At 35.5% G+C, this 26,054-nt stretch carries 22 protein-coding genes, 1 tRNA gene and 1 rRNA gene; 14 read left to right on the top strand and 10 right to left on the bottom strand.

The features are described from left to right. Nucleotides 1-156 precede the first annotated feature (156 nt). Nucleotides 157-267 (top strand): 5S ribosomal RNA (gene rrf, locus M0051_RS18635). A gap of 278 nt (nucleotides 268-545) precedes the next feature. Here rrf and M0051_RS18630 read toward each other — a convergent pair. Next, nucleotides 546-619, bottom strand: a tRNA-Ile gene (locus tag M0051_RS18630). Nucleotides 620-719: 100 nt separating this feature from the next. Between M0051_RS18630 and M0051_RS18625 the strand changes: the two genes are divergently transcribed. Further along, complete coding sequence (locus M0051_RS18625) at nucleotides 720-1,349, top strand: HAD family phosphatase (protein WP_306743080.1); 630 nt, start codon at nucleotides 720-722, stop codon at nucleotides 1,347-1,349. Between the two features lie 2 nt (nucleotides 1,350-1,351). Here the strand turns inward: M0051_RS18625 and M0051_RS18620 are convergent, their stop codons facing one another. Both M0051_RS18620 and ispG read right to left on the bottom strand, forming a co-directional pair. Then, nucleotides 1,352-2,137 (bottom strand): hypothetical protein, encoded by a 786-nt coding sequence (locus M0051_RS18620; protein WP_306743078.1) that lies wholly within the window; start codon nucleotides 2,135-2,137, stop codon nucleotides 1,352-1,354. 72 nt (nucleotides 2,138-2,209) lie between these two features. Then, nucleotides 2,210-4,171, bottom strand: coding sequence for a (E)-4-hydroxy-3-methylbut-2-enyl-diphosphate synthase (ispG, locus tag M0051_RS18615; protein WP_306743076.1), 1,962 nt, complete (start codon nucleotides 4,169-4,171; stop codon nucleotides 2,210-2,212). 205 nt (nucleotides 4,172-4,376) lie between these two features. Between ispG and gldA the strand changes: the two genes are divergently transcribed. The 7 genes from gldA (at nucleotide 4,377) to M0051_RS18580 (ending at nucleotide 10,232) form a co-directional block, all read left to right on the top strand. Continuing rightward, nucleotides 4,377-5,276, top strand: a complete 900-nt coding sequence (gene gldA, locus M0051_RS18610; protein ID WP_306743075.1) for a gliding motility-associated ABC transporter ATP-binding subunit GldA — start codon at nucleotides 4,377-4,379, stop codon at nucleotides 5,274-5,276. Between the two features lie 57 nt (nucleotides 5,277-5,333). Next, nucleotides 5,334-5,711: a GxxExxY protein gene (locus M0051_RS18605; protein ID WP_306743073.1), complete on the top strand. Its 378-nt coding sequence runs from the start codon at nucleotides 5,334-5,336 to the stop codon at nucleotides 5,709-5,711. Between the two features lie 560 nt (nucleotides 5,712-6,271). After that, nucleotides 6,272-7,528 (top strand): methionine adenosyltransferase, encoded by a 1,257-nt coding sequence (gene metK, locus M0051_RS18600; RefSeq protein ID WP_306743072.1) that lies wholly within the window; start codon nucleotides 6,272-6,274, stop codon nucleotides 7,526-7,528. 159 nt (nucleotides 7,529-7,687) lie between these two features. Further along, entirely contained in the window at nucleotides 7,688-8,524 is an 837-nt protein-coding gene (locus M0051_RS18595; RefSeq protein WP_306743071.1) for an alpha/beta fold hydrolase, read from the top strand. Next, on the top strand, nucleotides 8,524-9,021 hold the full coding sequence (locus tag M0051_RS18590; RefSeq protein WP_306743070.1) for an RNA polymerase sigma factor: 498 nt from the start codon (nucleotides 8,524-8,526) through the stop codon (nucleotides 9,019-9,021). Before M0051_RS18595 ends, M0051_RS18590 begins: the two co-directional genes overlap by 1 nt. A gap of 12 nt (nucleotides 9,022-9,033) precedes the next feature. Next, the gene (locus M0051_RS18585; protein WP_306743069.1) at nucleotides 9,034-9,609 is read left to right on the top strand and encodes a hypothetical protein; all 576 of its coding nucleotides are present in this window, start codon (nucleotides 9,034-9,036) and stop codon (nucleotides 9,607-9,609) included. A gap of 311 nt (nucleotides 9,610-9,920) precedes the next feature. Beyond that, on the top strand, nucleotides 9,921-10,232 hold the full coding sequence (locus tag M0051_RS18580; RefSeq protein ID WP_306743068.1) for a helix-turn-helix domain-containing protein: 312 nt from the start codon (nucleotides 9,921-9,923) through the stop codon (nucleotides 10,230-10,232). A 54-nt stretch (nucleotides 10,233-10,286) separates the two neighbouring features. On the opposite strand, the gene M0051_RS18575 is transcribed toward M0051_RS18580, so the two are convergent. Genes M0051_RS18575 through M0051_RS18565 form a run of 3 tightly spaced genes read right to left on the bottom strand, consistent with a single transcriptional unit; the run spans nucleotide 10,287 to nucleotide 12,174 of the window. Then, nucleotides 10,287-10,664 carry a GxxExxY protein gene (locus tag M0051_RS18575; RefSeq protein ID WP_282016299.1) on the bottom strand — a complete coding sequence of 126 codons (378 nt, stop codon included), beginning with the start codon at nucleotides 10,662-10,664 and terminating at the stop codon, nucleotides 10,287-10,289. 34 nt (nucleotides 10,665-10,698) lie between these two features. Continuing rightward, a complete protein-coding gene (locus M0051_RS18570) occupies nucleotides 10,699-11,724 on the bottom strand; it encodes an NAD-dependent epimerase/dehydratase family protein (protein ID WP_306743067.1) in 1,026 nt (341 codons plus the stop codon). A gap of 39 nt (nucleotides 11,725-11,763) precedes the next feature. Next, nucleotides 11,764-12,174, bottom strand: coding sequence for an OsmC family protein (locus M0051_RS18565; RefSeq protein ID WP_306743065.1), 411 nt, complete (start codon nucleotides 12,172-12,174; stop codon nucleotides 11,764-11,766). Nucleotides 12,175-12,332: 158 nt separating this feature from the next. Here M0051_RS18565 and M0051_RS18560 point away from each other — a divergent pair, with 158 nt between their 5' ends. The 4 genes from M0051_RS18560 to M0051_RS18545 all read left to right on the top strand — a co-directional run bounded on the left by M0051_RS18560 (nucleotide 12,333) and on the right by M0051_RS18545 (nucleotide 17,409). Continuing rightward, nucleotides 12,333-12,527: a hypothetical protein gene (locus M0051_RS18560; protein ID WP_306743064.1), complete on the top strand. Its 195-nt coding sequence runs from the start codon at nucleotides 12,333-12,335 to the stop codon at nucleotides 12,525-12,527. A 281-nt stretch (nucleotides 12,528-12,808) separates the two neighbouring features. Then, nucleotides 12,809-16,249 carry an isoleucine--tRNA ligase gene (ileS, locus tag M0051_RS18555; protein WP_306743063.1) on the top strand — a complete coding sequence of 1,147 codons (3,441 nt, stop codon included), beginning with the start codon at nucleotides 12,809-12,811 and terminating at the stop codon, nucleotides 16,247-16,249. A gap of 45 nt (nucleotides 16,250-16,294) precedes the next feature. Continuing rightward, nucleotides 16,295-16,669, top strand: coding sequence for a TraR/DksA C4-type zinc finger protein (locus M0051_RS18550; RefSeq protein ID WP_306743062.1), 375 nt, complete (start codon nucleotides 16,295-16,297; stop codon nucleotides 16,667-16,669). A 125-nt stretch (nucleotides 16,670-16,794) separates the two neighbouring features. Next, nucleotides 16,795-17,409, top strand: a complete 615-nt coding sequence (locus M0051_RS18545; protein ID WP_306743061.1) for a lipoprotein signal peptidase — start codon at nucleotides 16,795-16,797, stop codon at nucleotides 17,407-17,409. Nucleotides 17,410-17,453: 44 nt separating this feature from the next. Here M0051_RS18545 and M0051_RS18540 read toward each other — a convergent pair whose 3' ends face one another. Beyond that, on the bottom strand, nucleotides 17,454-17,840 hold the full coding sequence (locus M0051_RS18540) for a hypothetical protein (protein WP_306743060.1): 387 nt from the start codon (nucleotides 17,838-17,840) through the stop codon (nucleotides 17,454-17,456). 266 nt (nucleotides 17,841-18,106) lie between these two features. After that, entirely contained in the window at nucleotides 18,107-18,970 is an 864-nt protein-coding gene (locus M0051_RS18535; protein WP_306743059.1) for a hypothetical protein, read from the bottom strand. A gap of 319 nt (nucleotides 18,971-19,289) precedes the next feature. Here M0051_RS18535 and M0051_RS18530 point away from each other — a divergent pair, with 319 nt between their 5' ends. Beyond that, nucleotides 19,290-21,827 (top strand): ATP-binding protein, encoded by a 2,538-nt coding sequence (locus tag M0051_RS18530; RefSeq protein WP_306743058.1) that lies wholly within the window; start codon nucleotides 19,290-19,292, stop codon nucleotides 21,825-21,827. A 1-nt stretch (nucleotide 21,828) separates the two neighbouring features. Here M0051_RS18530 and M0051_RS18525 read toward each other — a convergent pair whose 3' ends face one another. After that, on the bottom strand, nucleotides 21,829-23,181 hold the full coding sequence (locus M0051_RS18525; RefSeq protein ID WP_306743057.1) for a sigma-54 dependent transcriptional regulator: 1,353 nt from the start codon (nucleotides 23,179-23,181) through the stop codon (nucleotides 21,829-21,831). Between the two features lie 153 nt (nucleotides 23,182-23,334). Continuing rightward, nucleotides 23,335-25,488 (bottom strand): ribonuclease R, encoded by a 2,154-nt coding sequence (gene rnr / locus M0051_RS18520; protein ID WP_306743056.1) that lies wholly within the window; start codon nucleotides 25,486-25,488, stop codon nucleotides 23,335-23,337. Between the last annotated feature and the right edge of the window lie 566 nt (nucleotides 25,489-26,054).

The raw sequence follows: 26,054 nt of genomic DNA, 5'->3' as shown, positions 1-26,054 counted from the left end.
CCCGTTAGCGCCGATGGTACTGCAGAGATGTGGGAGAGTAGGTCGACGCCAACCTTTAAAGAGTCTTATTCCAATTGGAGTGAGACTCTTTTTTTATAAAATACTTTTACAAATATGATATATCGTTTTAATCAGTTTGATTAAGACAAAACGATTTTAGGTGTTTACTGCAACAAGGTTCCACCTCTTCCCATTCCGAACAGAGAAGTTAAGCTTGTTAGCGCCGATGGTACTGCAGAAGTGTGGGAGAGTAGGTCGACGCCAACCTTTAAAGGATAGTAGGTCTTAGGATTTACTATCCTTTTTTTATGCATTGTGTTTTCTTGTATTAGGTTGGATTGTAAGGGATACTGGATATTCACTATTATATAATTACATGAGACATATTTTTAGACATAGTAAATTAAATTCACTAAATAGATCCTTAATGGATACTTGCTTTTTGGTAGGTCTTTTTCTGTGTGAGAATCTTTAAGTCAGAAGTAGTAGTTAGTGGAAACAAAAAAAGCAGCCACAACATCGTTGTAACTGCTTGATTCAGAGGGTGGGCCCACCTGGGCTTGAACCAGGGACCCCCTGATTATGAGTCAGGTGCTCTAACCAGCTGAGCTATAGGCCCTCGAAAAACTTATAAAATAAAAGCAATGTTTTATCTTTGTTTTCGGTGTGCAATATTACATATTTGTATCGAATAATTCAATAATTGAAGGAAAAAAATTATGCAAAAATACGATTCAATACCCAATATTATCTTCGACTTTGGAGGTGTGCTATTAAATATCGATCCACAAAAAGCAGTTAACAGTTTTAAGCAGATTGGTTTACATGATGTGGAATTGATTAAAAGAGAATATTCGGAGAGTGGATTGTTTGATAATTTGGAAAAAGGAATTGTTTCGCCAGAGGAATTTAGGACTCAAATAAGGAAGTTTATTGCGAACGGTGTTACGGATACTCAAATTGACACGGCTTGGAACTCTATGCTATTAGATTTGCCTTTTGAGCGTTTAGAGCTTTTAAATCGCTTAAAAAAAAATCACAGGATATTTCTCCTTAGTAATACCAATATCATCCACTGGGAAGCTTATATGTACATGATTCAGGATGTGCACGGAGTTTGCTTATCAGATTTTTTCGAAAAGGATTATTATTCGCATAATATGGGCTTAAGAAAGCCAGATCAGAAAATATATACTGAAGTTTTAAATGCGGAAGGCTTAAAGGCAAGTGAAACTTTATTTGTTGATGATATGATTGCAAATGCCGAAGCTGCAAGATCAGTTGGTATGATTGCGCATCATTTAAAAATTGAGGAAGGCGAAACAGTATTGGATTTGTTCTCAGTATAGAATTATTTCTTACGAAAACTTCCCATGGTGTTGTCGTAGTTGATGTAATACAAACCTGATTGTAAATTTTCAAGATTCACCTTATTTCCGAAACCTTTTAAAATGATATTTCCATATTGGTCATAAATCTCGTAAAGCGTTTCGGAAGTAAATAAAAGCTCATCCTTTACCTTTTCAGGTCCAAAATCTACTTTTGGTTTTTTCGACTCATGAGTTATTCGTGGTGAATATTTGGCCTTACCAGTATAATCGGTTTGAGATAATCGGAAAATGTTTTTGCCAGTATGAGTTCTTACTTTTAATTTATACTTGTTGATGGTTGGTAATCCGTTCCCTTCAACTTCGCCAACGATGATCCATTTGTTCCATCTGTATTGTTGAACAACAAAAGGGATTGAACCACTTTCTTTTCTTGTAGTCCAATTCAAAAGGTCATCTTTATCAACTTCGGCGGTTTGAATTTCAAATGTTGATTTTGGTTTTATGGCTTCCGGATTTGTAATACGTGGCAAACATCCACCTTTATAATGCAGAACTATGTTCACCTTTTCTCCTATATCAAAGCCAAATTGTGAAAGATCTATTTCGAATGCACTACTACCTATTTCATCAGAAGAGGTTTGACCATTTACAGTAACTTGATAAACGCAATATCCCACCCCTGAATCTGAAAATGGATTCATTACATATACATTTTTCCCTAGATAAATTCCACTTAGCTCAAGTTTATCAGCATAAGCAAATGAAATCAGAAAAATGAAAAATATGAATAAAAGGTTCTTCTTCACACTGATAGATTAGTGGTTACATCCATCTGCAAGATATAAAACAATGTGAATTAAAAAAAACATTGATCAATGTTAATTGATATTATCGTCAATCCAATCGCCATTGTTCTTAATGATATTCTTTAATTCTTCAATGGCAGTTTCGCTGGGGATGTTCTTGATTAAGACATCATGACCTTTATACAATGATACTTTTCCTGGTCCAGCTCCTACATATCCGTAATCCACATCGCCCATTTCGCCCGGACCGTTTACAATACAGCCCATAACACCAATTTTTAGATGTGTAAGATGAGAAAATGTCTTTTTCACTTCAGCAACTACTTCTTGCAATTGGAATAGTGTTCTGCCACAGCTTGGGCAGGATACAAATTCTGTTTTGGTAGTTCTCACGCGAGCTGCCTGCAAAATTCCAAATTCGGTTGATAATACTTCGTTTTGAGGAAGTTTTCCCTGGTTCACAATGCTGATGCCATTGCCCAATCCATCAAAAAACAAAGACCCTAAATCAGCAGATGATTTTAAGTGAAGATCTTCCAGGTTTGCATCGGTAAATTCACGTTTAAAAATTACTGGAGCCTTACATTTTGCTTGAACCAACTTGAAAACAAAGGCTCTTTGTTCAGCAAAAGCATTTTGATGTTTCGATTTACAAATCAAAACAATTTTGTTATTCTCTTTTACTTTGGAGATAAATTCCTCGTTTAGGTCTATATATTCACATTCTATAAAATGAATGCTGCTGGCAAAGGCTGTAAGGTTGTCGTGAAGAAATTCCTCTGTTTGAAATAGAGGATAGGATTTATCGGTATACTGATCAGAATATTCCCAACACTCCTGATCAACGATGATTCCTAAATCTTTAGGATAATCGGTGAAAACCGGATCGTAACCACTTACATAGATATAGTCGGCGGCCTGGTTTCCTTTTTCCCATTCCAATGTATCCTGATCTTGTTTAAATCCTGCTTTTTCAGGTAAATCAGCAGTTAAATACCTTTCATGAGACAAATCACAGATAACTACAGGTGTTTTTGAACTGCCTATGTTTTCTACCAAATTTGTAGATCGCTTGTAGAAATTAATCAAATCAACTTCGCTGTTTTCAACCGAAGGAATTGGGGCGTGATTTTCTTTTGCCAAGACGTAATCAACCAGTTTCTTTCCCACTGGCGATTCGATTTCCGGATCTTCGGTAAGAGAGATTCTAACCGTATCACCAATTCCATCATTCAATAACGCTCCGGTTCCCACAGCCGATTTAATTCTTCCATCTTCACCTTCCCCAGCTTCTGTTACACCCAGGTGCAATGGGAAATGCATATGTTCCTTTTCCATTTCGCAAACCAACAAACGAACGGTTTTCACCATCATTACCGTATTGCTGGATTTTATTGAAATGGCAACATCGGTAAAGTTTTGCTCTTTACAAATGCGAAGAAACTCTAAGGTAGCTTCAACCATACCTCTTGGTGTATCGCCGTAGCGACTCATAATTCGATCTGACAATGATCCGTGATTGGTACCAATTCGAAGGGCCGTATTGTGTTCCTTGCAAATGCGAATTAGTGGAATAAATTTCTCGCGAATCTTTTCTAAATCTTCCTGGTATTTTAAATCTCCGTATTCGTTGTTTTTAAAATCGGCACGTTTGTCCACAAAGTTTCCCGGATTAATTCGAACCTTGTCGACATATTTTGCTGCAATTGTAGCAGCTTTAGGATTAAAATGAATGTCGGCAACCAAAGGTGTTTCATATCCTCTTTTTACCAATTCCTCTTTAATGAATTTTAAATTTTCAGCTTCTTTCGTTCCCTGTGTAGTTAAACGAACGTATTCTGCTCCCGACTCTATCATTCTGATTGCCTGCTCAACACTAGCTTCTATATCATTTGTATCAGTGTTGGTCATCGATTGAATTCGAATAGGATTATTGCTACCCATTGGGGTATTGCCAATATTTGATTCGCTTGATTTGCGACGAGAATAATTGAAAAGATCTTTACAGAAATTATTATGCTGTGAAAAACTCATTGTTATTGATTTGAATTGAGCCACAAAGGTAAGTATTTCAATTATCAATTATGAGTGATCAATTATGAATTGCAAGGGAAAAAGAGTCAGAATGCTTAAATTTACACTTAATTTGTATTGCGGTACTTAAATGATTTTAAAGTTCGATTTTCTTTAACTTTAAGTACTTGTAACTCTAAGTACTCAAGGCACTAAAAACTCTCTTATGTCGATTAAAGTTCAAGAAGTAAGCAAGCTATACGGAAAACAAAAAGCACTTGACCAAGTTAGCTTTGAAATTAACCAGGGTGAAGTTGTTGGATTTTTAGGACCCAATGGGGCTGGTAAATCAACAATGATGAAGATTATTACTGGTTTTATTCCACAATCTTCCGGTTTGGTTGAAGTAAATGGCTTAAATATAGAGGCGCATTCATTGGAGGTGCGTAGGCAAATTGGATATCTGCCAGAGCATAATCCGCTTTACCTGGAAATGTACGTGAAAGAGTATCTCGACCATGTTGCTTCAATATACAAATTGGGAAAAGCTAAAAAGTCGAGAATTGCTGAAATGATTGACCTTACTGGACTTGGTTTGGAGCAGAACAAAAAGATTGGTGCACTTTCGAAAGGATACCGTCAAAGGGTAGGAATTGCACAGGCTTTAATTCACGATCCGAAAGTGGTAATTCTGGATGAACCAACCACTGGTTTAGATCCCAATCAATTGGTCGAAATCAGAAACCTGATTCAGGAAATTGGCAAGCAAAAAACTGTTATGCTTTCTACTCATATCATGCAGGAAGTGGAAGCTTGTTGCGAGCGCGCTTTAATTATCAACAAAGGAAACTTGGTTGCCGATAAAAAGATTGAGAATCTAAGTTCTGAATTGTCTTCGAAGAAGATAGAAGTGGAGTTTGCTGGTGATATTTCCTTGGATATTTTGAATCAGCACGAGGGAATTAAGGAGGCAATAGCTATAGGAGATAACAAGTTTAGCATTTCAAGTTCTGGTGATATCCGTAAGGAAATATTCCAAATGGCTGTGAAAAATAATTGGGAACTTCTTGAAATGAAGAGCCAAACCCAAAGGCTGGAAGACTTGTTCCATGAACTTACAAAATAGATTAACCACAGAGGGACACGGAGAACCACAGAGTTTTAATAATTAATCGATTTTACAATGAAAGAAAATGAGATTACTCGAATTGTTATCGAATGTGCGATGAAAGTGCATAGCACATTAGGTCCTGGATTATTGGAATCTGCTTATCAGACATGTTTGTATTACGAATTATCAAAAACTGGGTTAAAAGTGGAAAAGGAGAAACCTCTTCCAATTGTTTATGATGATGTAAAATTAGATTGTGGTTACAGGATAGATTTGTTCGTAGAAGATATGATTGTTGTGGAACTAAAATCGATAGATACTTTTAGTGATATACATTTGGCGCAAGTATTAACTTATTTGAAATTAGCTGATCAACGTGTTGGTTTAATGATCAATTTTAATGTGGAAAGATTAAAATATGGAATCAAAAGAGTTATCAATGGATATTAAAATATCTTCTCTGTGTTCCTCTGTGAACTCTGTGGTTCACAATTATAAAAATATAACCACAGAGGAGCACAATGTATCACAGAGGGATATAAATATTGATTGTTCGAATTATTGAATTAAAAATACTCAGAGTTAAAAAAACATCACACTCTTAAAGTATCACCTTTCTCTGTGTCCCTCTGTGACCTCTGTGGTTCATTAAATTTTCGTTTGATAATAAAAATCTGTGTAATTCGTGGTTAAGTCCGTATTAATAAGACTTTGCAGTCTTTTTTAGCCTGAAACCACCTGTTTCTCAGGACTACGAATTGTTAAAAAGCATTAAAAACACTTATTACAATATTGTTTCTTTGCAAAATAATGTTTTCCTTTGCCGAGAATTAAGTGGAAAGATTTGGCTGCTTGCAACCACAGAAAAAAATGCTAAATGGTGTTATTATCCTTTTTCTGCGTTAATACAACAACCAATTGCTTTCCCGTAAATTTTATTTATAAAGTACTTAAAGTCGGGTGACTTACATGATAAAGTAGGCTTTACTGTGCTCAAAACTTTAAAAATTATGGGATATTTATTTACATCAGAATCTGTTTCTGAGGGACATCCAGACAAAGTATCTGATCAGATTTCAGATGCCATTTTGGATAAATTACTGGCTTTCGATCCTAATTCGAAAGTTGCAGTTGAAACTTTGGTTACTACGGGTCAGGTAGTAATTGCCGGTGAGGTAAAAACAAAAACCTATATTGATGTTCAGGAAACTGCGCGTAAGGTGATCAACCGTATTGGTTACACAAAAAGCGAGTACATGTTCGATGGATCATCTTGTGGTGTTTTAAACGCACTTCACGAACAATCAGATGATATCAATCGTGGTGTAGATCGTGAAGATCCAATGACTCAAGGTGCTGGTGACCAGGGAATGATGTTCGGTTATGCTTCTAAAGAAACCGATGATTACATGCCATTGTCGCTTGAATTGTCGCACCGTTTGTTGATTGAAATGGCTGCCATTCGTCGCGAAGGCAGAGAGATGACATATCTTCGTCCTGATTCAAAATCTCAGGTTACCATTCAGTACAACGATCAGGATGTTCCTGAAAGAGTTCATACTATCGTAGTTTCTACTCAGCACGATGACTTTGGTCCAAACGATGAGTTAATGTTACAAAAAATCAAGAAAGATGTTCGTAACATTCTTATTCCTCGTGTAATTAAGCAATTGCCAGAAAGAGTTCAGGCTCTTTTCGATGATGAATTCATTTTGCACGTTAACCCAACAGGTAAGTTTGTGATTGGTGGTCCTCACGGTGATACTGGATTAACTGGTCGTAAGATTATTGTTGATACTTACGGTGGTAAAGGTGCTCACGGAGGTGGTGCTTTCTCAGGAAAAGATCCTTCGAAAGTAGACCGTTCTGCAGCTTATGCTTCACGTCATATTGCTAAGAATATGGTTGCAGCAGGTGTTAGCGATGAAATTTTGGTACAACTTTCATATGCAATTGGTGTTGCTGAACCGGTAGGTATCTATGTTGATACTTACGGAAAATCGAATGTGGAATTAAGCGATGGTGAAATTGCAGAGAAGGTAAAAGAACTATTTGATCTTCGTCCGGCAGCAATTGAGCAGCGTTTGAAATTGCGTAATCCAATTTACGAAGAATCTGCAGCATATGGTCATATGGGACGTACGCCAAGAACAGTTACTAAAAACTTTGAATCTCCTTATTTCGGAAATATCGAAAAAGAAGTTGAATTGTTTACTTGGGAGAAACTAGACTATGTTGAGAAAGTAAAAGAAGCTTTCAACTTATAAGATAATCACAAAATATATTGAGAAGCCATTCCTTAGGGGATGGCTTTTTTTATGCTTTAAACTGATTAGAATAAAAATGAGAAAAATTTTTCGACAAGTGTAACATTTGAAAAAGAAGTGCATCAAAAGGGCAAACAAACAAATTAAAATTTTAAAAATATGAAATCATTTATTGTAACATTAGCCCTAGTATTCATTGCGAATTCTTCTCTTTTTGCACAAATCAGTTCCATTCAAGTTGAAGTTGTTGGTCAGGGAGAACCTGTTTTATTACTACCAGGATTTACTTGTCCGGGAGAAGTTTGGCTTGAAACCGTTGAGAAAATCTCGCAGAATCGCGAATGTCATATCGTTACCTATGCCGGATTTGGTGATGTGCCTGCAATTGATAGTTCTTGGTTGCAAACAGTGAAGAAGGATATCGATCAGTACATTCGGAAAAATGGGTTTTCAAGACTTTCAATTGTTGGTCATAGTATGGGGGGCACCTTGGCTTTGTGGTTGGCTTCGGAAAAACAATTTGATATTGAAAAGTTGTTAATTATTGATGCATTGCCATGTATGGGAGCGATGATGATACCAAATTATTCAAGCGATAAAATTAGCTACGATACCCAATACAACAACAACTTGCTTAAAATGAATGATGAAGAGTTCAGGGGAATGGCGATGAATATGGCAGTATTTATGAGCAAATCGGCATCGAAACATCAGCAAATTGTGGATTGGATGATAAAAGCAGATCGCAAAACTTATGTATATGGTTATACCGATTTATTGAAATTGGATTTGAGAGAAGATATTAAGAATATTGAATCGCAAGTTGTTATATTAGCTGCAGCTAACCCTAGCAAAAGTATGGTTGAAGGTGTTTACAACAATCAGTTTGCAGCACTTAAAAGCAAAGAAATTGTTTACATAGAGAATTCAGCACACTTCATCATGTTCGATCAGTTCGAAACTTATATGAATGAACTTAAGCAACTTTTAAACTAATGAACCAATCATTTAATACGCTTTACAAAGAAAACTACACCAAAGTTTACCGCTTGTGTTTGACCTATGTGTCAGGAGATGAAGCCTTGGCGGATGATTTATCGCAAGAAGTATTTGTTAAAATTTGGCAAAATCTGGATCAATTCAGAAATGAGTCACAAATAAGTACTTGGATATACCGAATAACAGTGAATACCTGCTTAATGCATTTGCGAAAGATTAAGAAAACGCAGGAAAAAATTACCGATCAAGTGCCAGAACGTTTATGCGAAGATCAGGAAGATACTAAGGATGAAAGATTAAAAATGCTGCGTGCTTGCATAAAGAAACTAAACGAAATGGGTAAGATATTAATTTCACTGGTGTTGGAAGAGGTACCACAAAAAGAGATTGCCGAAGCAGTAGGTTTATCAAACGAGAATGTAAGAGTTCAAATTCACCGTAACAAAGGAAAGCTCTTCAAATGTATGACTAGTAAAGAAATGCAAAACGCTTAAAGCCTAAAAACAATGAATAATTTCAAAGATATAAAATCAATATACGATAACCAGAAGTCTCAGGAGCCAACAGAAGTGCCAAAAGAACTTAAAAAACGAATCAAAAAAGCCGATCGTTTGGTCAACAATAGTCACATTAAAAATATTGTCATTCTATCAATCACAGTATTGGGCATTGTAGGAATTGACCAATTTTACTTTACATCAACAAGTATGTTATTCGAAATTGGAATTATTACCATGATTATGGCTTTGGTCATTCGAATTACAATTGAGCTGTTTAGTTATCGAAGAAAAAAGAACTTGAATATACTTCGTCAATCCGATCAATTCATTTCCGATTTGAAAGCTTTTTATCTATGGCGCAAGAAGATTCATAAATACCCAACTTATATGACCTTTTCGCTTTATGTAATTGGTGTAGGATTATTATTTATAGAGTTTTACAAGTATTTGTCTGCCTTCTGGTTTAATTTTTTCCTTGTTGAGTTTGTTGTGATCATTGTGGTGTTGATATTTTTCATCAGGAAGAAAATCAAAAAAGAAATCAATACATTAAATGAAATGATAGAATTGTATGAAATTTAATAATCAGATATTCTAAAGATGAGCCATTCCTCTGGGGATGGCTCTTTTTTTGTCCTATAAGTTTGATGAACAAAGTTGAATATGTGATTTTTAAAGATGTTTTCGATAAAATGATAGATAAATTCATGAATTACATTTAAAAATTAGGAAGATAATCGAAAATAGGTATAAAATTCATGAATAAACATTTAGATATGAATATAAATACTTCAAAAATCAAGAAATAATATTCAAAATCTACTAAAAATTAGGATAATGTATCGTAAATTTAGAAGGAAATCAAACCTAAATCCATTAAAATCAAGCTTAAAATGAGTAAAAAGTATCCTATAAACGAGCTAATCTTAAAAGAAATGAAGAGACATGGGATGCGACCACCCGATTTGGCCCGTAAACTTGATTTAAGTGTATCAACAACCTATTATTTATTGAGTAGAAATACCATACAGGTGGATCGACTGCGCCAGATTTGTAGGATTTTGAATACAAACTTCTTTCAAATATTGGCCGATCAGATGAATATGGATAATGATTCGGATGCCTTTAAAGATGAAGAAAAAGAGGCGTTAAAAGCAGAGAATGAGACTTTGAAAAGTGTGATTAGAATGTTGGGAGGTAAGTAAAAATTGCCACGCAAAGGGCGCAAAGAATTAATACGGTAAGAACGCAAAGATTAATTACAGATTATTTACGACACGATGAATACTGTTTTTTAGAGTTTTACTATTAAAGTTTATTAGTAAACCAAGTCGTTTATCAGACAATTTGAGATAAGTTAGCAGTTGAGCAAAATGTACAGGAAGCAAATTTTCAACAGCTTTAATTTCTACAATTACTTTTTCTTCAACTAATAAATCTAACCTATACCCAATATCTTGCTTAACCTCTTTATAGATGAAAGGCATTGGAACTTGTGTTTTTACTTTTAACCCAATTTCATTTAAGTCAAAAGCAAGGGCATGTTCATAAGCTGATTCCAATAGTCCAGGTCCAACCGTTTTGTGTAATTCTATTGCTCGTCCAATTATTTGATATGAAATTTCGTTTTCAGTCATGACATAAATATTGTCTCTTTGCGTTCTTACCGTATTAATTCTTTGCGATCTTTGCGCGGATTGGATAATGCTGCACCGTATCCTTTATACTTTTTTCAATATCAATAAACTCAAAGTTTAGAGCATCTTTAATTTTTTGATTCGAATACTTCCTGATGTTGTGCGAAGCGCGAGCAGTTTCTTTGGTGAAACTTGGTTGTTTAAACAAAAATATCTTTTGCAAAGATGCCAAACGCCATCCTATTTCAGTCATTTTTGGAGAAGCATATTTTGTAGGTCCTTCTAGCCCAATATGTTTTGCGATGGTCTTAAATATAAATTCATAAGTACAGTCGTCGCCGTTTAAAACAAAGCGTTCGTTCACAATATCGCTTTCCATTAACTGAAGCATAGCTTTGCTTACATCTCTAACGTCAACATAGCCAGTAATTCCCCTTGTAAAATACTTTAATCCATTGGCAACCGTACTAAATAATAGCGAGCTGCCTTTGTCCCATTGTCCCGGACCCAAAATAATGGATGGATTTACTATTACAGCATTCAAGCCTTCTTCAATTCCGCGCCATACTTCCAGTTCCGACTGGAATTTACTAAGCGAATAACCCGAACGTTTATCCTCAGGACTCCATGGAGTAGTTTCGTTTACAGTGTCTTCGCCTTCTTCGGGAGTTCCTAATGCAGCAATGGAACTTACCATACAAAACTTTCGAATATTGTTGTCTATACAAGCATTTACCAGGTTGCAGGTTCCTTCTACATTAATATCAAGAAGGTTCTTTTTGTCTTCTTTCTTGAAGGAAACCAAAGCAGCACAGTGATAAACATCTTTTACACCTTCCAAGGCCTCTTCCAAAGAATCGGGATCCAACATATCTCCATCAAACCATTCAATTGATTCAAAAAGCTGATCGGCATCTTTTGAGTAAAAGGAAAAGGTTTTTCGAACCAAATCGATATTGCTGCTCGATCTTTTTAAAGCACGAACTTTATTGCCATTTTTCAGTAAATCAAAAAGTAGATGTGAACCAACAAGACCGGTTCCTCCAGTAACTAAAATCATGTGATGGAGATTTTTAAGTATTAAAAAAAGGGGTGAAAACTATTTCACCCAATTCATTTTAATTGTCTGTTTCATATTATCATGCACACTCAAAGGTACAGGACTTGTTCCGGCTACCGATTCAATAATCTTTTTCTCTTCATCGGTATATTTCTTATCCGGGAAATTGAATTCAACAATTACCTCTGCTACTCTGCGAGGGTCGCTAGCCATGATTTTTGTAATGTCCAGTTCAGTACCTACAATATCAATGTCATTATCGCGAGCCACAATGCCCATAATGGTCATGATGCATGAACCTAATGAAGTTGCCAATAAATCGGTTGGTGAAAAAGCTTCTCCTTTACCTCTGTTATCGGTTGGTGCATCCGTAAAGATTTTATTTCCTGATTGTAGGTGAACACATTCGGTTCTTAAATCACCCAAATATTTGGATTTTATAGTAGTCATGGTATTTTGATTTAAAATTTAAAGCTAAATATATCTATTAATTTCGAATTATATGCACTCAATTGGGAAGACACTATTTATGGCTATTTTTCAAATTGCACCCACCCACTTTCAATTAATAATTGTATGACTTAATATAAATTTAAATTTTTTATAAAATGAAAAAGCCATACAAACACTTAATTTTTATAGGGGTGAATTTAATTGTAATTTTCATTACCATTTCAATACTAAACTACTTTATTAAGGGTGAGTTTGATATATGGGATAATGCGACTCGTACTATTGTAATCACGGTTGTGTTGTTTCTTATGAATATTTTTGGCTGGTTAAAAGTAAAAAAGAAGAAGTAAGATTAGAGATGTAATTCTTTTAGGAGAATTTATATTACTTGTATACCTCCATACTATGATTGTTTGGAGGTATTTTTATACTTAGACTTTAAAATCTAAAGTAATAATTGAGTTATTATTTCGATTTATAAGCACTCAGATCATTTTCTAAAAAATCAAACAGTGAGATGCTGATTAAAAAACTGTTAGCCTTTTGAATATACAGTAAATATGATCATTCGCTTTTGTATTTTTTCTATATTTGTAAACTTTTTAGAAAATACTAGATTAAATTAATATAAATGAGCACGAAATTTCCAGAATACAAGAATTTTAATCTATCGCAGATTAATAAGGATATCTTAAAAGATTGGGAAGAAAACAAGACTTTTGAGAAGAGTTTGGAGACCCGTGAAGGTCATCCATCGTTTGTTTTCTACGAAGGGCCTCCTTCGGCAAACGGAATGCCAGGTATTCACCACGTAATGGCTCGTGCACTTAAGGATATTGTATGTCGTTACAAAACTCTTAAGGGCTTTCAGGTGAATCGTAAAGCAGGTTGGGACACACACGGTCTGCCTGTTGAACTTGGTGTAGAAAAAGAACTGGGAATTACAAAAGAAGATATTGGAACTAAGATTTCGGTTGATGAATACAATGAAGCTTGTAGAACCAATGTAATGAAGTACACTCGTGAGTGGGAGGATTTGACTTCGAAAATGGGATACTGGGTGAATATGGAAGATCCATATATCACTTACGATAACCGTTATATCGAAACGCTTTGGTGGTTGTTAAAGCAAATGTTCGAGAAGGATTTGCTTTACAAAGGATATACCATCCAGCCATTCTCGCCTGCTGCAGGTACTGGTTTATCAACTCACGAGTTGAATCAACCAGGTTGCTACCGCGATGTTAAGGATACCACTGCAGTGGGTATGTTTAAAGTAGCTCGCGATGAGAAGAGTGAATTTTTATACGAAGGTATTGATTGCGATGCATACTTTATTGCATGGACAACTACTCCATGGACACTTCCTTCAAACACTGCTTTGGCTGTAGGTCCTAAGGTTGACTATGTTAGAGTTCGCACTTTCAATCCATATACAGGAATTCCATGTGTGGTGATTCTTGCAAAAGACTTGTTCTACAATTTCTTCGATAAGAAATATGAAGGTCTTGAACTGGGCGAATACAAGCCAGGAGACAAGCGATTGACATTCAAAACTCTTTCTGAGCACAAAGGAACTGACCTGGAAGGAATTCGTTACGAACAACTAATGCCATTGGTAAAACCAGAAGGTGATGCTTTCCGTGTGATCCTTGGTGATTTCGTAACTACTGAAGATGGTACTGGTATTGTACACATTGCTCCTACTTTTGGTGCGGATGATGATAGAGTAGCAAAAGCAGCTGACATTTCTCCATTAATTCTTCGCGATAAGGAAGGTAAGATGCAACCAATGGTTGATCGTACTGGAAAATTTTTCTTGATTGAAGATTTGGATCCTGAGTTTGTGAAGAACTATGTGAATGTTGAAGCTTATGGCGAGTATGCAGGTCGTTTTGTGAAGAATGCTTACGATCCAAACTTGACTGAGAAAGATCCTACTTTAGATGTTGATATTGCTGTTGCTTTGAAGAAAGATAGCTTGGCATTTAAAGTTGAAAAGCATGTTCACAACTACCCACACTGTTGGAGAACTGATAAGCCAGTATTGTATTATCCATTGGATTCATGGTTTATCAAAACTACGAATGTTCGCGATCGCATGATCGAATTAAATAAAACCATCAACTGGAAGCCTCAATCAACTGGTGAAGGTCGTTTCGGAAAATGGTTGGAAAACCTACAGGACTGGAACCTTTCTCGTTCTCGTTACTGGGGAACTCCACTTCCTATTTGGGTAAGTGAAGATCGTACAGAAATGAAATGTATTGGTTCGGTTGCTGAGTTGAAAGCAGAGATTGAAAAATCAATCGAAGCAGGTTTCATGACTGAAAACATTTTGGCTGATTACGTAGAAGGAGATAACAGCAAAGCGAATTACGAAAAATTCGACTTGCACCGTCCTTATGTTGATGGCGTATTTCTTGTATCTGACTCAGGTAAGAAATTGGTTCGTGAATTAGACTTGATCGATGTTTGGTTCGATTCAGGAGCTATGCCATATGCACAGCAACATTACCCATTTGAAAATAAAGAGGAATTCGATAAGTTGTTCCCTGCACAGTTTATTGCTGAGGGTGTTGACCAAACTCGTGGTTGGTTCTTTACACTTCACGCAATTGCAACGATGTGTTTCGATGGTGTTGCTTTCGAAAATATCATCTCCAATGGTTTGGTATTGGATGCAAAAGGAAACAAGATGTCTAAGCGTCTTGGAAATGCTGTTGATCCATTCGAAACTATCGAGAAATACGGTTCAGACCCATTGCGTTGGTACATGATTACAAATGCTCAACCATGGGATAACCTTAAATTTGACTTAGGTGGTGTTGAAGAAGTTCGTCGTAAATTCTTCGGTACTCTATATAATACATACTCATTCTTCCAGCTTTACGCTAACATCGATGGATTTAATTATTCAGATGCTGATATCAAGATGGAAGAGCGTCCTGAGATCGATCGATGGATTCTTTCTCTTCTGAACTCATTGATTAAGGAAGTTGAAGAGTGTTACGAAGCTTACGAGCCAACACGTGCAGGTAGAGCAATTCAGAATTTCGTAAATGAAAATCTTTCTAACTGGTACGTTCGTTTGTGTCGTAAGAGATATTGGGGTGGTGAGTATGATGCTGATAAGATTTCGGCTTACCAGACTCTTTACAAGTGTTTGGAAACCATTTCAATTCTTGCTTCTCCAATTGCTCCATTCTACATGGATCAGTTGTTTAAAGATTTGAACTCTGTAACCGGACGTTTCACTGAAGAATCAGTTCACTTGGTTGATTTCCCTAAATACAATGAAGAAGAAATTGACAAAGCACTAGAGGAAAGAATGGACATGGCACAGAAAATTTCTTCGATGTCTTTAGGATTGCGTCGTAAGGTAAAAATCCGTGTTCGTCAGCCACTACAGAAGATCATGATTCCTATTTTGGATGAAAGCATGGTTCCACAGTTGGAAGCTGTGAAGAATATTATTCTTTCAGAAATTAATGTGAAGGAAATGGAATTCATTACTGATACTTCTGGTGTATTGGTGAAGAAAATCAAGCCAAACTTTAAGACTTTAGGTCCTAAGCATGGTAAAATCATGAAACAAATTGCGGCTGCTATTGGTCAAATGACTCAGGAAGATATCGTGGCATTTGAAAAAGCTGGAAACTATGCAATCACTGTAAATGACGAGAATGTAGATCTTACACTAGAGGATGTTGAAATCATTTCGGAAGACATTCCAGGATGGTTGGTTGCCAATGAAGGGAAACTTACTGTGGCAATGGACGTAAACATTACCGATGAGTTGAGACAAGAAGGTATTGCACGTGAATTTATCAATAGAATTCAAAATTTAAGAAAGGATAGCGATTTTGATGTTACTGATAAAATCAAACTTGAAATTATGATGCATGATTCTATCAACGATGCGGTACTTGCTCATAAAGAATACATTGGAAGTCAAACTTTGGCAGTAAGTGTTGAGTTAGTAGAAAAATTAGCAGAAAGCGAAGCGAAGGCGGTAGAGATTGAACAAGGTGTAGAAAGCTTCATTAAGATTGAAAAAGTTAGTGAATAATCGATTTTTTGTTATCTTTAGAAAACGAATAAAACTATAGAAACAATGACTGAAAAGAAGCGATATACAGACGAGGAGTTACAAGAGTTTAAGAAATTAATAATCTCTAAACTTGAGAAGGCAAAGAAGGATTACGATACCTTAAAAGCTGTTATTTCTAATAGCTCAGGTAACGATATTGAAGATACATCTCCAACTTTTAAAGTATTGGAAGAAGGTGCATCTGTTCTTTCTAAAGAGGAAGCTGGCCGTTTGGCCCAGCGTCAGGCTAAGTTTATTTCTCACCTGGAAGGCGCTTTGATTCGAATCGAGAATAAAACGTATGGCATTTGTCGTGAAACTGGTAAGTTAATTGCACCAGAAAGATTACGTGCAGTGCCTCACGCTACTTTAAGTATCGAAGCTAAAAACAAGCAGTAAATTATTCAACTGAATATAGAAAATGATTGGAAGAGTACATTCTTCCAATCATTTTTGTTTAGAAGTAAAGGTTTTTATTTCTTTAAAATCTGAAAACAAACGAATAAAACAATTAAAGTATAAATATGTCGCTATTTAAAAAATCAGTAGCATTTATTGTTGTACTTCTGATCTTGGATCAGACACTAAAAATTTGGATAAAAACCAATATGATGTTGGGAGAATCTTATCATATTTTTGGTGATTGGTTTCAAATCTATTTTATTGAGAACAATGGAATGGCCTTTGGAATGGAATTAGAAGGCGAATGGGGAAAAATGCTATTAAGTTTGTTTCGCATTATAGCTGTTTGCGGAATTGGCTGGTACTTGCTTGATATTTGTAAGAAAAAGGCGCCTCTAGGATTGATTATTGCTATTTCGCTGATTTTTGCTGGAGCTATGGGAAATATTATTGATAGTGCTTTCTATGGCCTGATATTTAATGATAGCTATTATCAGGTTGCTCAATTTTTGCCAGAAGGTGGTGGATATTCAAGTTTCTTACATGGTAAAGTGGTTGATATGCTTTATTTCCCACTAGTAGAAGGAAATTTTCCAGATTGGTTTCCAATTTGGAAAGGTGAACATTTTATTTTCTTTCGACCGGTATTTAATATAGCCGATTCTTACATCACCATTGGGGTTGCATTCATCTTGTTGTTTCAACGAAACTATTTCGTAAAAGAAGAAAAAAATTAACGAAAAGATACTATATATAAAAAAAGCCCTTTTAAGGGCTTTTTTTATGATTTGGCTTGTGCAGCTTTTCTTTTACGCTGTGCTCTAAAATAATTAATTTGACTTCTTAAGCTCCATATACCTCCAAGGATTACTACAAGGAAAATCCATTGTTTACGTCCCCATCCTGCATCTCCAAAAATTCCTTTTGAGAGCATTACAATTGCTGTAATTACCAATAAACTTGTTAACAGAGCTGCGACATGACCTATAGCTGCATTTTCCTTTCTGATTCCAGGTGTACAAAAAAATAAGACTACACCAAAGAATAGTGGAATAAGTGCTGTAAATTGCCAATCTCCTATTTCGTAATATCTGGCAAAAAAACCGAATGCTCCTGCCAAAACCAATACCAACGAGTATACTTTGTTAATTTGATATGCTTCTTTCATATTTGTTATTTTTATTTAGAAAAAATCTAAATACTAAAATACAAAAACTCCGGAACATTCAAAATGAACTTGACAGATGTTTGCTACCGATGAGCATTTAATCCTTAGCTATCGGAAGATTAATAAGTTCACTTCATTTCTTATTGATCTTTGAAGATCAATTGGCTTAAACTAAATCATCTCAAATTTTAAAAGGTATAAAATAAGAAAGGCCGCCCTACTGGACAGCCTTTCTTGGACAACCTTAAAACTCAACCATGAATTGATTATCGTACCGCAACTACTAAATACTTTGAAGACTTCCAGAACTCAGCTGGATCAAGAATAGTAATTCCTTCAACCGTATCGGTTCCCTCAACCTTATAAGAACCTGTTGGATGACTTGTTACTAAACTAATCTTCTTTCCTTTAACAGGAATTGTAGTAGTTTGGGTGATATCAATTTTTTTAAATTCACTTTCATTAAAATCCTCGTTAAGAACTGCAGTTGTACCAATTCCGATGAATCCACCATCCTTAGTAATTACCTGCTTTTCTTTTAATTCTTTACTAGTACCACAAACGTAATAACCTGTGTTAAGAGCAGCAGTTTTTTCTGCAATCTCTTGGGTTTTTGTTTCATTCTCGGTATTAAGTGCTAAAACCGTACCGTTTAATTCCGTTACTTTTCCATTTAAGTTTTCAACTTCGATGTTTAGTTTAGCAACTTTATCGTTTAAAGCGATAATCTCAGTTTCTTTCGCTTCCAACTTTGTTTTCAAACGATCGGTAAGCTTACGAAGCTTAGAATTTTGATACCAGCTATTATTTAATTTCTTCTCTAAATCAGCAATTTTTTCTCTGTTTTGCTCTAGTAAGTTATTGATTGAAGTAAGATCGCTAGCAATCTTTTGCTTCTGTGATTTATTAGGATTCTCAGAGTTTACTGATATAATCGTTTCTTTTTCTTTAATTATTTCAAGATTCTCTTCAATGGTATTTAAAGACTCAATAAAATCATTAATTGTAGAATCTTTTTGTTTTGCCATTGAAGTTAGCTGTTGATTCTGCTCTCTTAACTGCTTTAATTCTTTTTGGTTACATGCCACCAAGAATGGTAAAATCAACAATACTAATACTAGACGTTTCATATAAATATATTTTAGAGATTAGGTTTCACAATGTATATTCATTTTATATATGTGAATATCGTGCCGAAAAGGACAAAAGTTTAATAAAATACAAACTCGCAATTGTAAGTTACATTAAATCAGGTGTGTTTGGTTGTGGTGTTAAAGTTGCTTTTTTATTAAGTAAGCAAGTTCGGAAAATATATTGGGGAATTATTCTACACTTTTCGTGTAAATATTCCACACGTGTGGAAACAGTTTGATTGATATGCACAAGCAGTTTTACTTAGAGAAATCTTTTATAACTTTACTAAATTGAGGTAAATAAGAAGTATAACATATGAGTCCAGAGAAAAGAAGTAACATTAAAATAAAAGTTGTTCTAGGATACATTTTAGTATTCCTAGCCATTGTGGCTTCATTATTTATCGCAAACAGAGCATATAACAAACTGCTCCATTCTGTAGCCATACTATCAAAACCCGATATTGAAATTACAAGAATGAATCGTGTGCTTACCAATTTATCGGAAGCGGAAAACAAAATCAGAGTTTATTCCTTAACTAGAGAGGAGAAGTTTTTAGAAAATTTTTATGAGAACATTCTGGAAATTCAGAATGATTTGGACTCCTTGCGTATTTATAGTCCGGATAGTAGTCGTGCTGTAATTCTAATAGATTCAATGGATTATTTATTGGAGGAAAGAGCTGAAAAACTGGAAAAATTTGTGAAATTGAAGCAGTCCAAAGAGCGCGTAAACCTTTCGCAAAATGCAATGAGACAATTGAGTGAGGCTACGGATTCTGCAAAAACACAAATTAAAACTACAACAACTAAAACTACCATTCTAGATACAGTAAAAACAGCTAAAAAAGTAAAACCTAAGAAAAACAATTTCTTTAATCGATTACTGGGGAAAAAAGAAAAGGTAGACACATTAGAAACAGTGATCGAACGAACCGAAGTGCAGGTGGATACTAGTTATTTACCTCAGTCAGATAGTTTGTTGATGAGCTTGCAAGATCAGTTGGAAAGAGCTCAGGAAATTGAGAAACTGAATAGAGAAATTGTATACAGAGAGGAACTTCGCCTGGTAGAAGAAAACACAATTATTTGGGATAAAATTAAGTTGCTGTTAAGACAGCTGGAATCAGAAAGGTTTAATCAATTGCAGAAAGAATCCGATAAGGCAAAACAAATTGCAAGCAATACCATTTCGATTATCTCTATTATCATTATTGTTGGATTGGTCTTGGGGGTTTTGTTTATCATTTTTATTCTAACCGATATATCTAAGAGTAATTATTATCGTTCTGAGCTGATTATTGCCAAAGGAAAAGCTGAAAAATTGGCCAAAATAAAAGAGGATTTCCTGGCTACAATGAGTCATGAAATTAGAACTCCTTTGAATGCCATTATTGGTTTTACCAATCAGTTGGATAAGACCAGCTTGGAGAAGAAACAAAAGAATTTTGTAAGTGTTTTAAAGAGTTCGTCCAAACATTTACTTGGATTGGTAAATGAAATACTTGACCTTTCGAAAATCGAGGCTGGCAAACTACATGTGGAAAGTATCAATTTTAATCCTCAGGCTTTGGTTTATGAGGTATATGATCTTTTGAAAGTAAATGCCACTAACAAGAATCTTAGTTTCGAAATTGAATATACCGGAGAAAATAACATTCGCTTGTTGAGTGATCCATTCCGTATCAAGCAAATTCTTTTGAATTTAGGATCGAATGCAATAAAATTTACAGAGGAAGGACAAGTGATGATAAGAGTATCTGTAATATCTGAAGGTGATTCTTATTTATTTGAGGTTGATGTTGAGGATACTGGGATTGGAATTGCTGAAGACAAGCAGGAAAGTATTTTTGAAGATTTTAGTCAGGCTGATTCTTTTTCGGCCAGAAAATATGGTGGCACAGGCTTGGGTTTAGCAATTAGTAGACGATTGGCTGTTTTATTGGGTGGAGATTTATTTGTTGACAGTGAATTGAAGAAAGGATCAACTTTTACATTACGATTGCCATTAAAAGAGGCTATAAAATCAGTTGAGGAAACAATTACCCAACAAAAAATATCGATCTCTGAAGAGCTTAAGGATAAACATTTCTTGATTGCCGATGATGATGATTACAGTTTGCTATTGCTGCAAACCATTTTTAATACATGGAATTTAAAAGCAGAATTTGTTGACAATGGAGAGAAAGCTTGGAATTTGATTCAGAAGAACCATTACGATATGATTCTGACTGATATTCATATGCCAAAAATGGGAGGAATTGAACTATGTCGTAAGGTGCGAGAACTGAATAATAGCTATAAGGATATTCCCATTGTTGCACTAACTGCAAACGTGTTGGAATCAGATTTAAAGCAATACATTTCGTCAGGAATGACCGAATGTTTGGTAAAACCATTCGATGAAGAGCTTTTACGTTCAATGATAAGCGAACTATTATTAGGAGGGTATGATGCTCAGCCAAAGATTAATGATATTAATATTTCTGCAATTGAAGATGAACCTTTGTTCGACCTTTCTCAGATTAAGCAGTTTACTTCTGATGATCCTGAATTAATTAAGCAGATTTTAAATCAATTTATAAATTCAGCCAAAGAGAACTTAAAAGCCCTTCGTGAAGCAGCAGATAAGAAAAATTACCTGGAAATTGGATCCATTGCGCATAAAATGTTAAGCTCTTTTAATCAGTTAAAAGTAGTGAGCGTTGCACCTTTGCTTAAGGAATTAGAAGATTTATTGCATAAAAAATCCGAAGTTGTTGAATCTCCGGATTATATCAATGAGTTGGTTGATGAGGTAGAACAAAACTCTCAAATTGTAATTTCATCAATTGCAGATGAAATGGTGGTATGATTTATACCTCAATCCCATATTGTTTAATCTTATTATAAAGAGTTTTTCTGTCGATATTTAGTAGTCGAGCAGCTTTCGATTTGTTGAAGTTTACTTTGCGTAAAGTTGAGATGATCAATTCTTTTTCGTTTGCGGCCTGAATCAACTTCAGGTTCGATCCTTCAATAACAACATCATTTTTTGGTTGATCGTTGAGAATTTCGGTAGGCAAACTGATGATTTCAACTTGATTGCCCTGACTCAATAATACCGAACGACGCACTACATTGCGAAGTTCACGAAGGTTCCCAGGCCATGAATAGGTTCTGAATTTGTCCAAAACTTCATCAGAGAACTTTTCAATTTCCTTATTGAGCTCACTATTCGATAAATCCAAAAAGTAATTGGCAAACAACACAATGTCTTCATCGCGATTTCTTAGTGCAGGAACCGTAATTTTAAACTCGTTTAACCTGTGATACAAATCTTCTCTAAAATCGCCTTTGTTTACTGATAAAGCCAAATCTTCATTGGTTGCAACCACAATTCTTACATCCACGTCGATGTCTTTATTGCTACCAATTCTGCGAACTTTTCTTTCCTGCAAAGCTCGGAGTAATTTTACCTGAATTTCGTAAGATAGATTTCCAATTTCGTCCAGGAAAAGGGTTCCGCCTTTGGCAGCTTCAAACTGGCCTTCCTTATCGGTAATTGCTCCTGTGAACGATCCTTTCACATGACCAAATAATTCACTTCCTGCCAAATCGGTTGATAATGCACCACAATCAACAGCGACAAATGTTTTTCCTTTTCTGTTACTTTCGGCGTGAATTCTTCTGGCTGCAATCTCTTTCCCTGTTCCACTTTCACCTTCAATAATTACCGACATATCGGTAGGAGCTACCAAGCGGATGTACTGATCGATTTGAAGAGAACTTGAGCTTTCGCCACGAACGAAATCAATTGCAGGTTTCTTCTTTTTTTCCTTCTTTTTGGGTGCATCTTGCTTTTCCTGAGCTTTTTCCAGAGCTGAGTTGATCAGCAATAAAATCTCATCCGGATTTAAAGGTTTGGTAACATATTCGAAAGCACCCATTTTTATGGCGCTTACCGCTGTGCGAATATCTGCATAAGAAGTCATTATAATTACAGGAACTGATGGGTGCATGGCTTTGATTTTCTGCAAAAGTTCCAAACCGTCAAAATCAGGCAATCTAAAATCACTTAAAACCAGATCAAAAGTTTCGTTTTCTAGTTTTTTAATGGCTTCGCCTGCTGAAAAAACGGTATCGGCATCAAATCCTTTACGTTTAAGCAATCCCTGAAGCATCAGGCATATGGTAGCATCATCGTCTATAATTAGTATTCTCTTCATGCGGAATTATAGTGTTTTGTTTATTAGATCTTAATCTGTTTGGCTTTTGTGGTAGCATCAGGATTAAGCCCTACAACCAAAATTACACAAAAAGCTCGGATGAATGAAATCCCGAGCTTTCTTTTATGATTTGTTAAGCTATTAATTTGTCTCTTAAAATTCTGCCTTGTCTGCCAATACAAAATCCAGTTGTTTTGCAACCAGATTGGCCTTGGCAACGCGTATGTTAATCTTATCTCCCAATTGGTAGATTTTGCGGTGATGACGACCAACAATGCAGTAATTGTCTTCGTCGAATTCATAGAAATCATCTTCCAATTCTCGGATAGAAACCATTCCTTCGCACTTGTTTTCGTCAATTTCTACATAGAATCCCCATTCGGTAACACCAGAAATGGTTCCTTCAAATTCTTGTCCCAAATGATCTTGCATAAATTCAACCTGCTTGTATTTGATGGAAGAACGTTCGGCATTAGCAGCCTTTTGTTCCATCTCACTACAGTGCTGACAGAATTCTTCGTACTTGTCGGCATTTACCGATTTGCTACCATTCGCATATTTTTCCAATAGTCGATGTGCCATCATATCCGGATAACGACGAATTGGTGAGGTAAAGTGAGAATAATGATCGAAATGCAAACCGTAATGACCAATATTCACAGTAGAATATTCAGCTTTTGCCATTGATCGGATAGCCAAAGTCTCTACCAAATTCTGAATGTTTTCACCCTTTACGCTATGCAACAAATTGTTCATCGATGTTGAAATTGCCTTTGCATTGGCAGTTTTGATTCCATAACCAAATTTGCGAATGAATTGGTTGAATGAATTCAACTTATCAGGATTTGGTTGGTCGTGAGTTCGGTATATAAAAGTTTTGGCTTTTTTACCTTTGGCTACTCTTCCAACCGATTCGGCAACCTTCTTATTTGCCAGCAACATGAACTCTTCAATCAGTTTGTTCGAATCTTTTGATTCTTTAAAGAACACACGGGTAGGCTTTCCTTTTTCATCAATATCGAATTTCACTTCGTATCGATCAAAATCGATAGCACCTTTTTTGAAACGTTGCTCACGAAGAATCTTTGCCAATCGATCTAAGCAAAGAACCTCTTCCTTATAATCACCTTCGCCTGTTTCAATTACTTGCTGTGCTTCTTCGTAGGTAAATCTTCTGTCCGAATTGATAACGGTTCTACCAATCCAGGTATCCAAAACCTCTGCTTTATCGTTCATCTCAAAAACAGCAGAGAAGGTTAGTTTCTCTTCATTTGGTCGGAGGGAACAAACACCATTGGAAAGTCTTTCCGGCAACATGGGTACTACTCGGTCAACCAAATAAACCGAAGTTGCCCTATCGAATGCTTCCTGCTCAATAATGCTTCCTTTCTTCACATAGTGGGTAACATCAGCAATGTGAACACCCACTTCCCAATTGCCATTCTCCAATTTTCTCAATGATAATGCATCATCAAAGTCTTTGGCATCATGCGGATCGATGGTGAAAGTGGTAACCTCTCTAAAATCTCTTCTTAAGGCAATTTCTTCCTCTGTGATCTTATCGGAGATCAGTTCAGCTGCTTCGTTTACTTTCTCAGGAAACTGGTAAGGCAAATCATACTCAGCTAAAATGGCATGCATTTCCGTATCATTATCACCTGGTTTCCCAAGAACATTTACCACCTGTCCAACCGGATTTTTAGACTTCTTAGGCCATTCGGTGATTTGAACAATCGCCTTTTCACCATCTTTTGCACCATTTAGTTTGGTAAGTGGCAAAAAGATATCGTAAGGCATTTGCCTGCTGTCGGAAATTAGGAAAGCATAGTTTTTCGAAACCTCGATGATTCCAACAAAGGTGGTTTTCTTTCTCTTTACGATTTCCACCACTTCGCCTTCGGGTTGCTTGCTTTTTCTTCTGGCAAATAGGTATACTTTTACCACATCGCCATGAAGTGCGCGATTCAAGTTGGCCTGTGATACAAATACATCTTCTTCCAAATCATCAGAAACAATAAATGCTGCACCTCTTGCGGTCATATCAACAGTTCCGGTGATGTGACCAATTTTCGATTTTAGTTTGAACTTGCCAGTTGAAACTTCGTGAAGGAAATCCAAATCGGTAAGGTCATACAGAATGCCTACCACCAATTGTTTTACTCCTATTTCTTTAATTTCCAGCTGTCTGGAAACTTGTTTGTAGTTAAATGTTTTCTCAGGATTGTTGCTGAAAATCCCTACAATTAGATTTTCTAAGCTTTTACGATTATATCTTTGACCTGATTGTTTTCTTTTTTTTCTAGTCATATTCTTTAAATCTTAGCCATAAGATTTTGTGAGCTTTTTACCCAATTATTAATGTAGTGATAATAATCTTAAAAAAGGGTATTGAACTCATTATACTTCTATAAACTAATTCTTAATTCGTATAATGCCGATAGATAGTTAAAACTCGATAATAAATAAAGTGTAATAAGTGAGTGATTTAACTACGAATCGGTATTACTTCTCTTTTACTTTTTATTATCTGCATTTAATACAAATGCAGAATTGTACTAAAAATCAAATTTGTAGTACGTTTTGTTGAGTTCTGATAAAATTCCGTTAGAGAGGTAAATCCGGAATTATCAATCTTGTCGAAATTGCTACCAAACAAGATATTCAAGTGCGGTATTGCTATGACAAAGATAGAAGTACAAATCTATTTCTACAAAAACTAAGGTAAAATTATTGTGGTTCTATATGATTTTAGTGCGTGAGTTATTGAATAGTACTTAAAATACTTAAAGTGCCTAAAGTACTTAAAGTTAAAATACAAGAAATAATTATAGCAGTCAATCATTTAGCATTGCTCTTAATCAAAACGAATAAAA

Source organism: Marinifilum sp. D714 (genome assembly GCF_030851345.1).
Classification (GTDB): Bacteria; Bacteroidota; Bacteroidia; order Bacteroidales; family Marinifilaceae; genus Marinifilum.
Note: the sequence above shows the minus strand (reverse complement) of the source record. Positions and strands in the feature narration are given on the sequence as shown.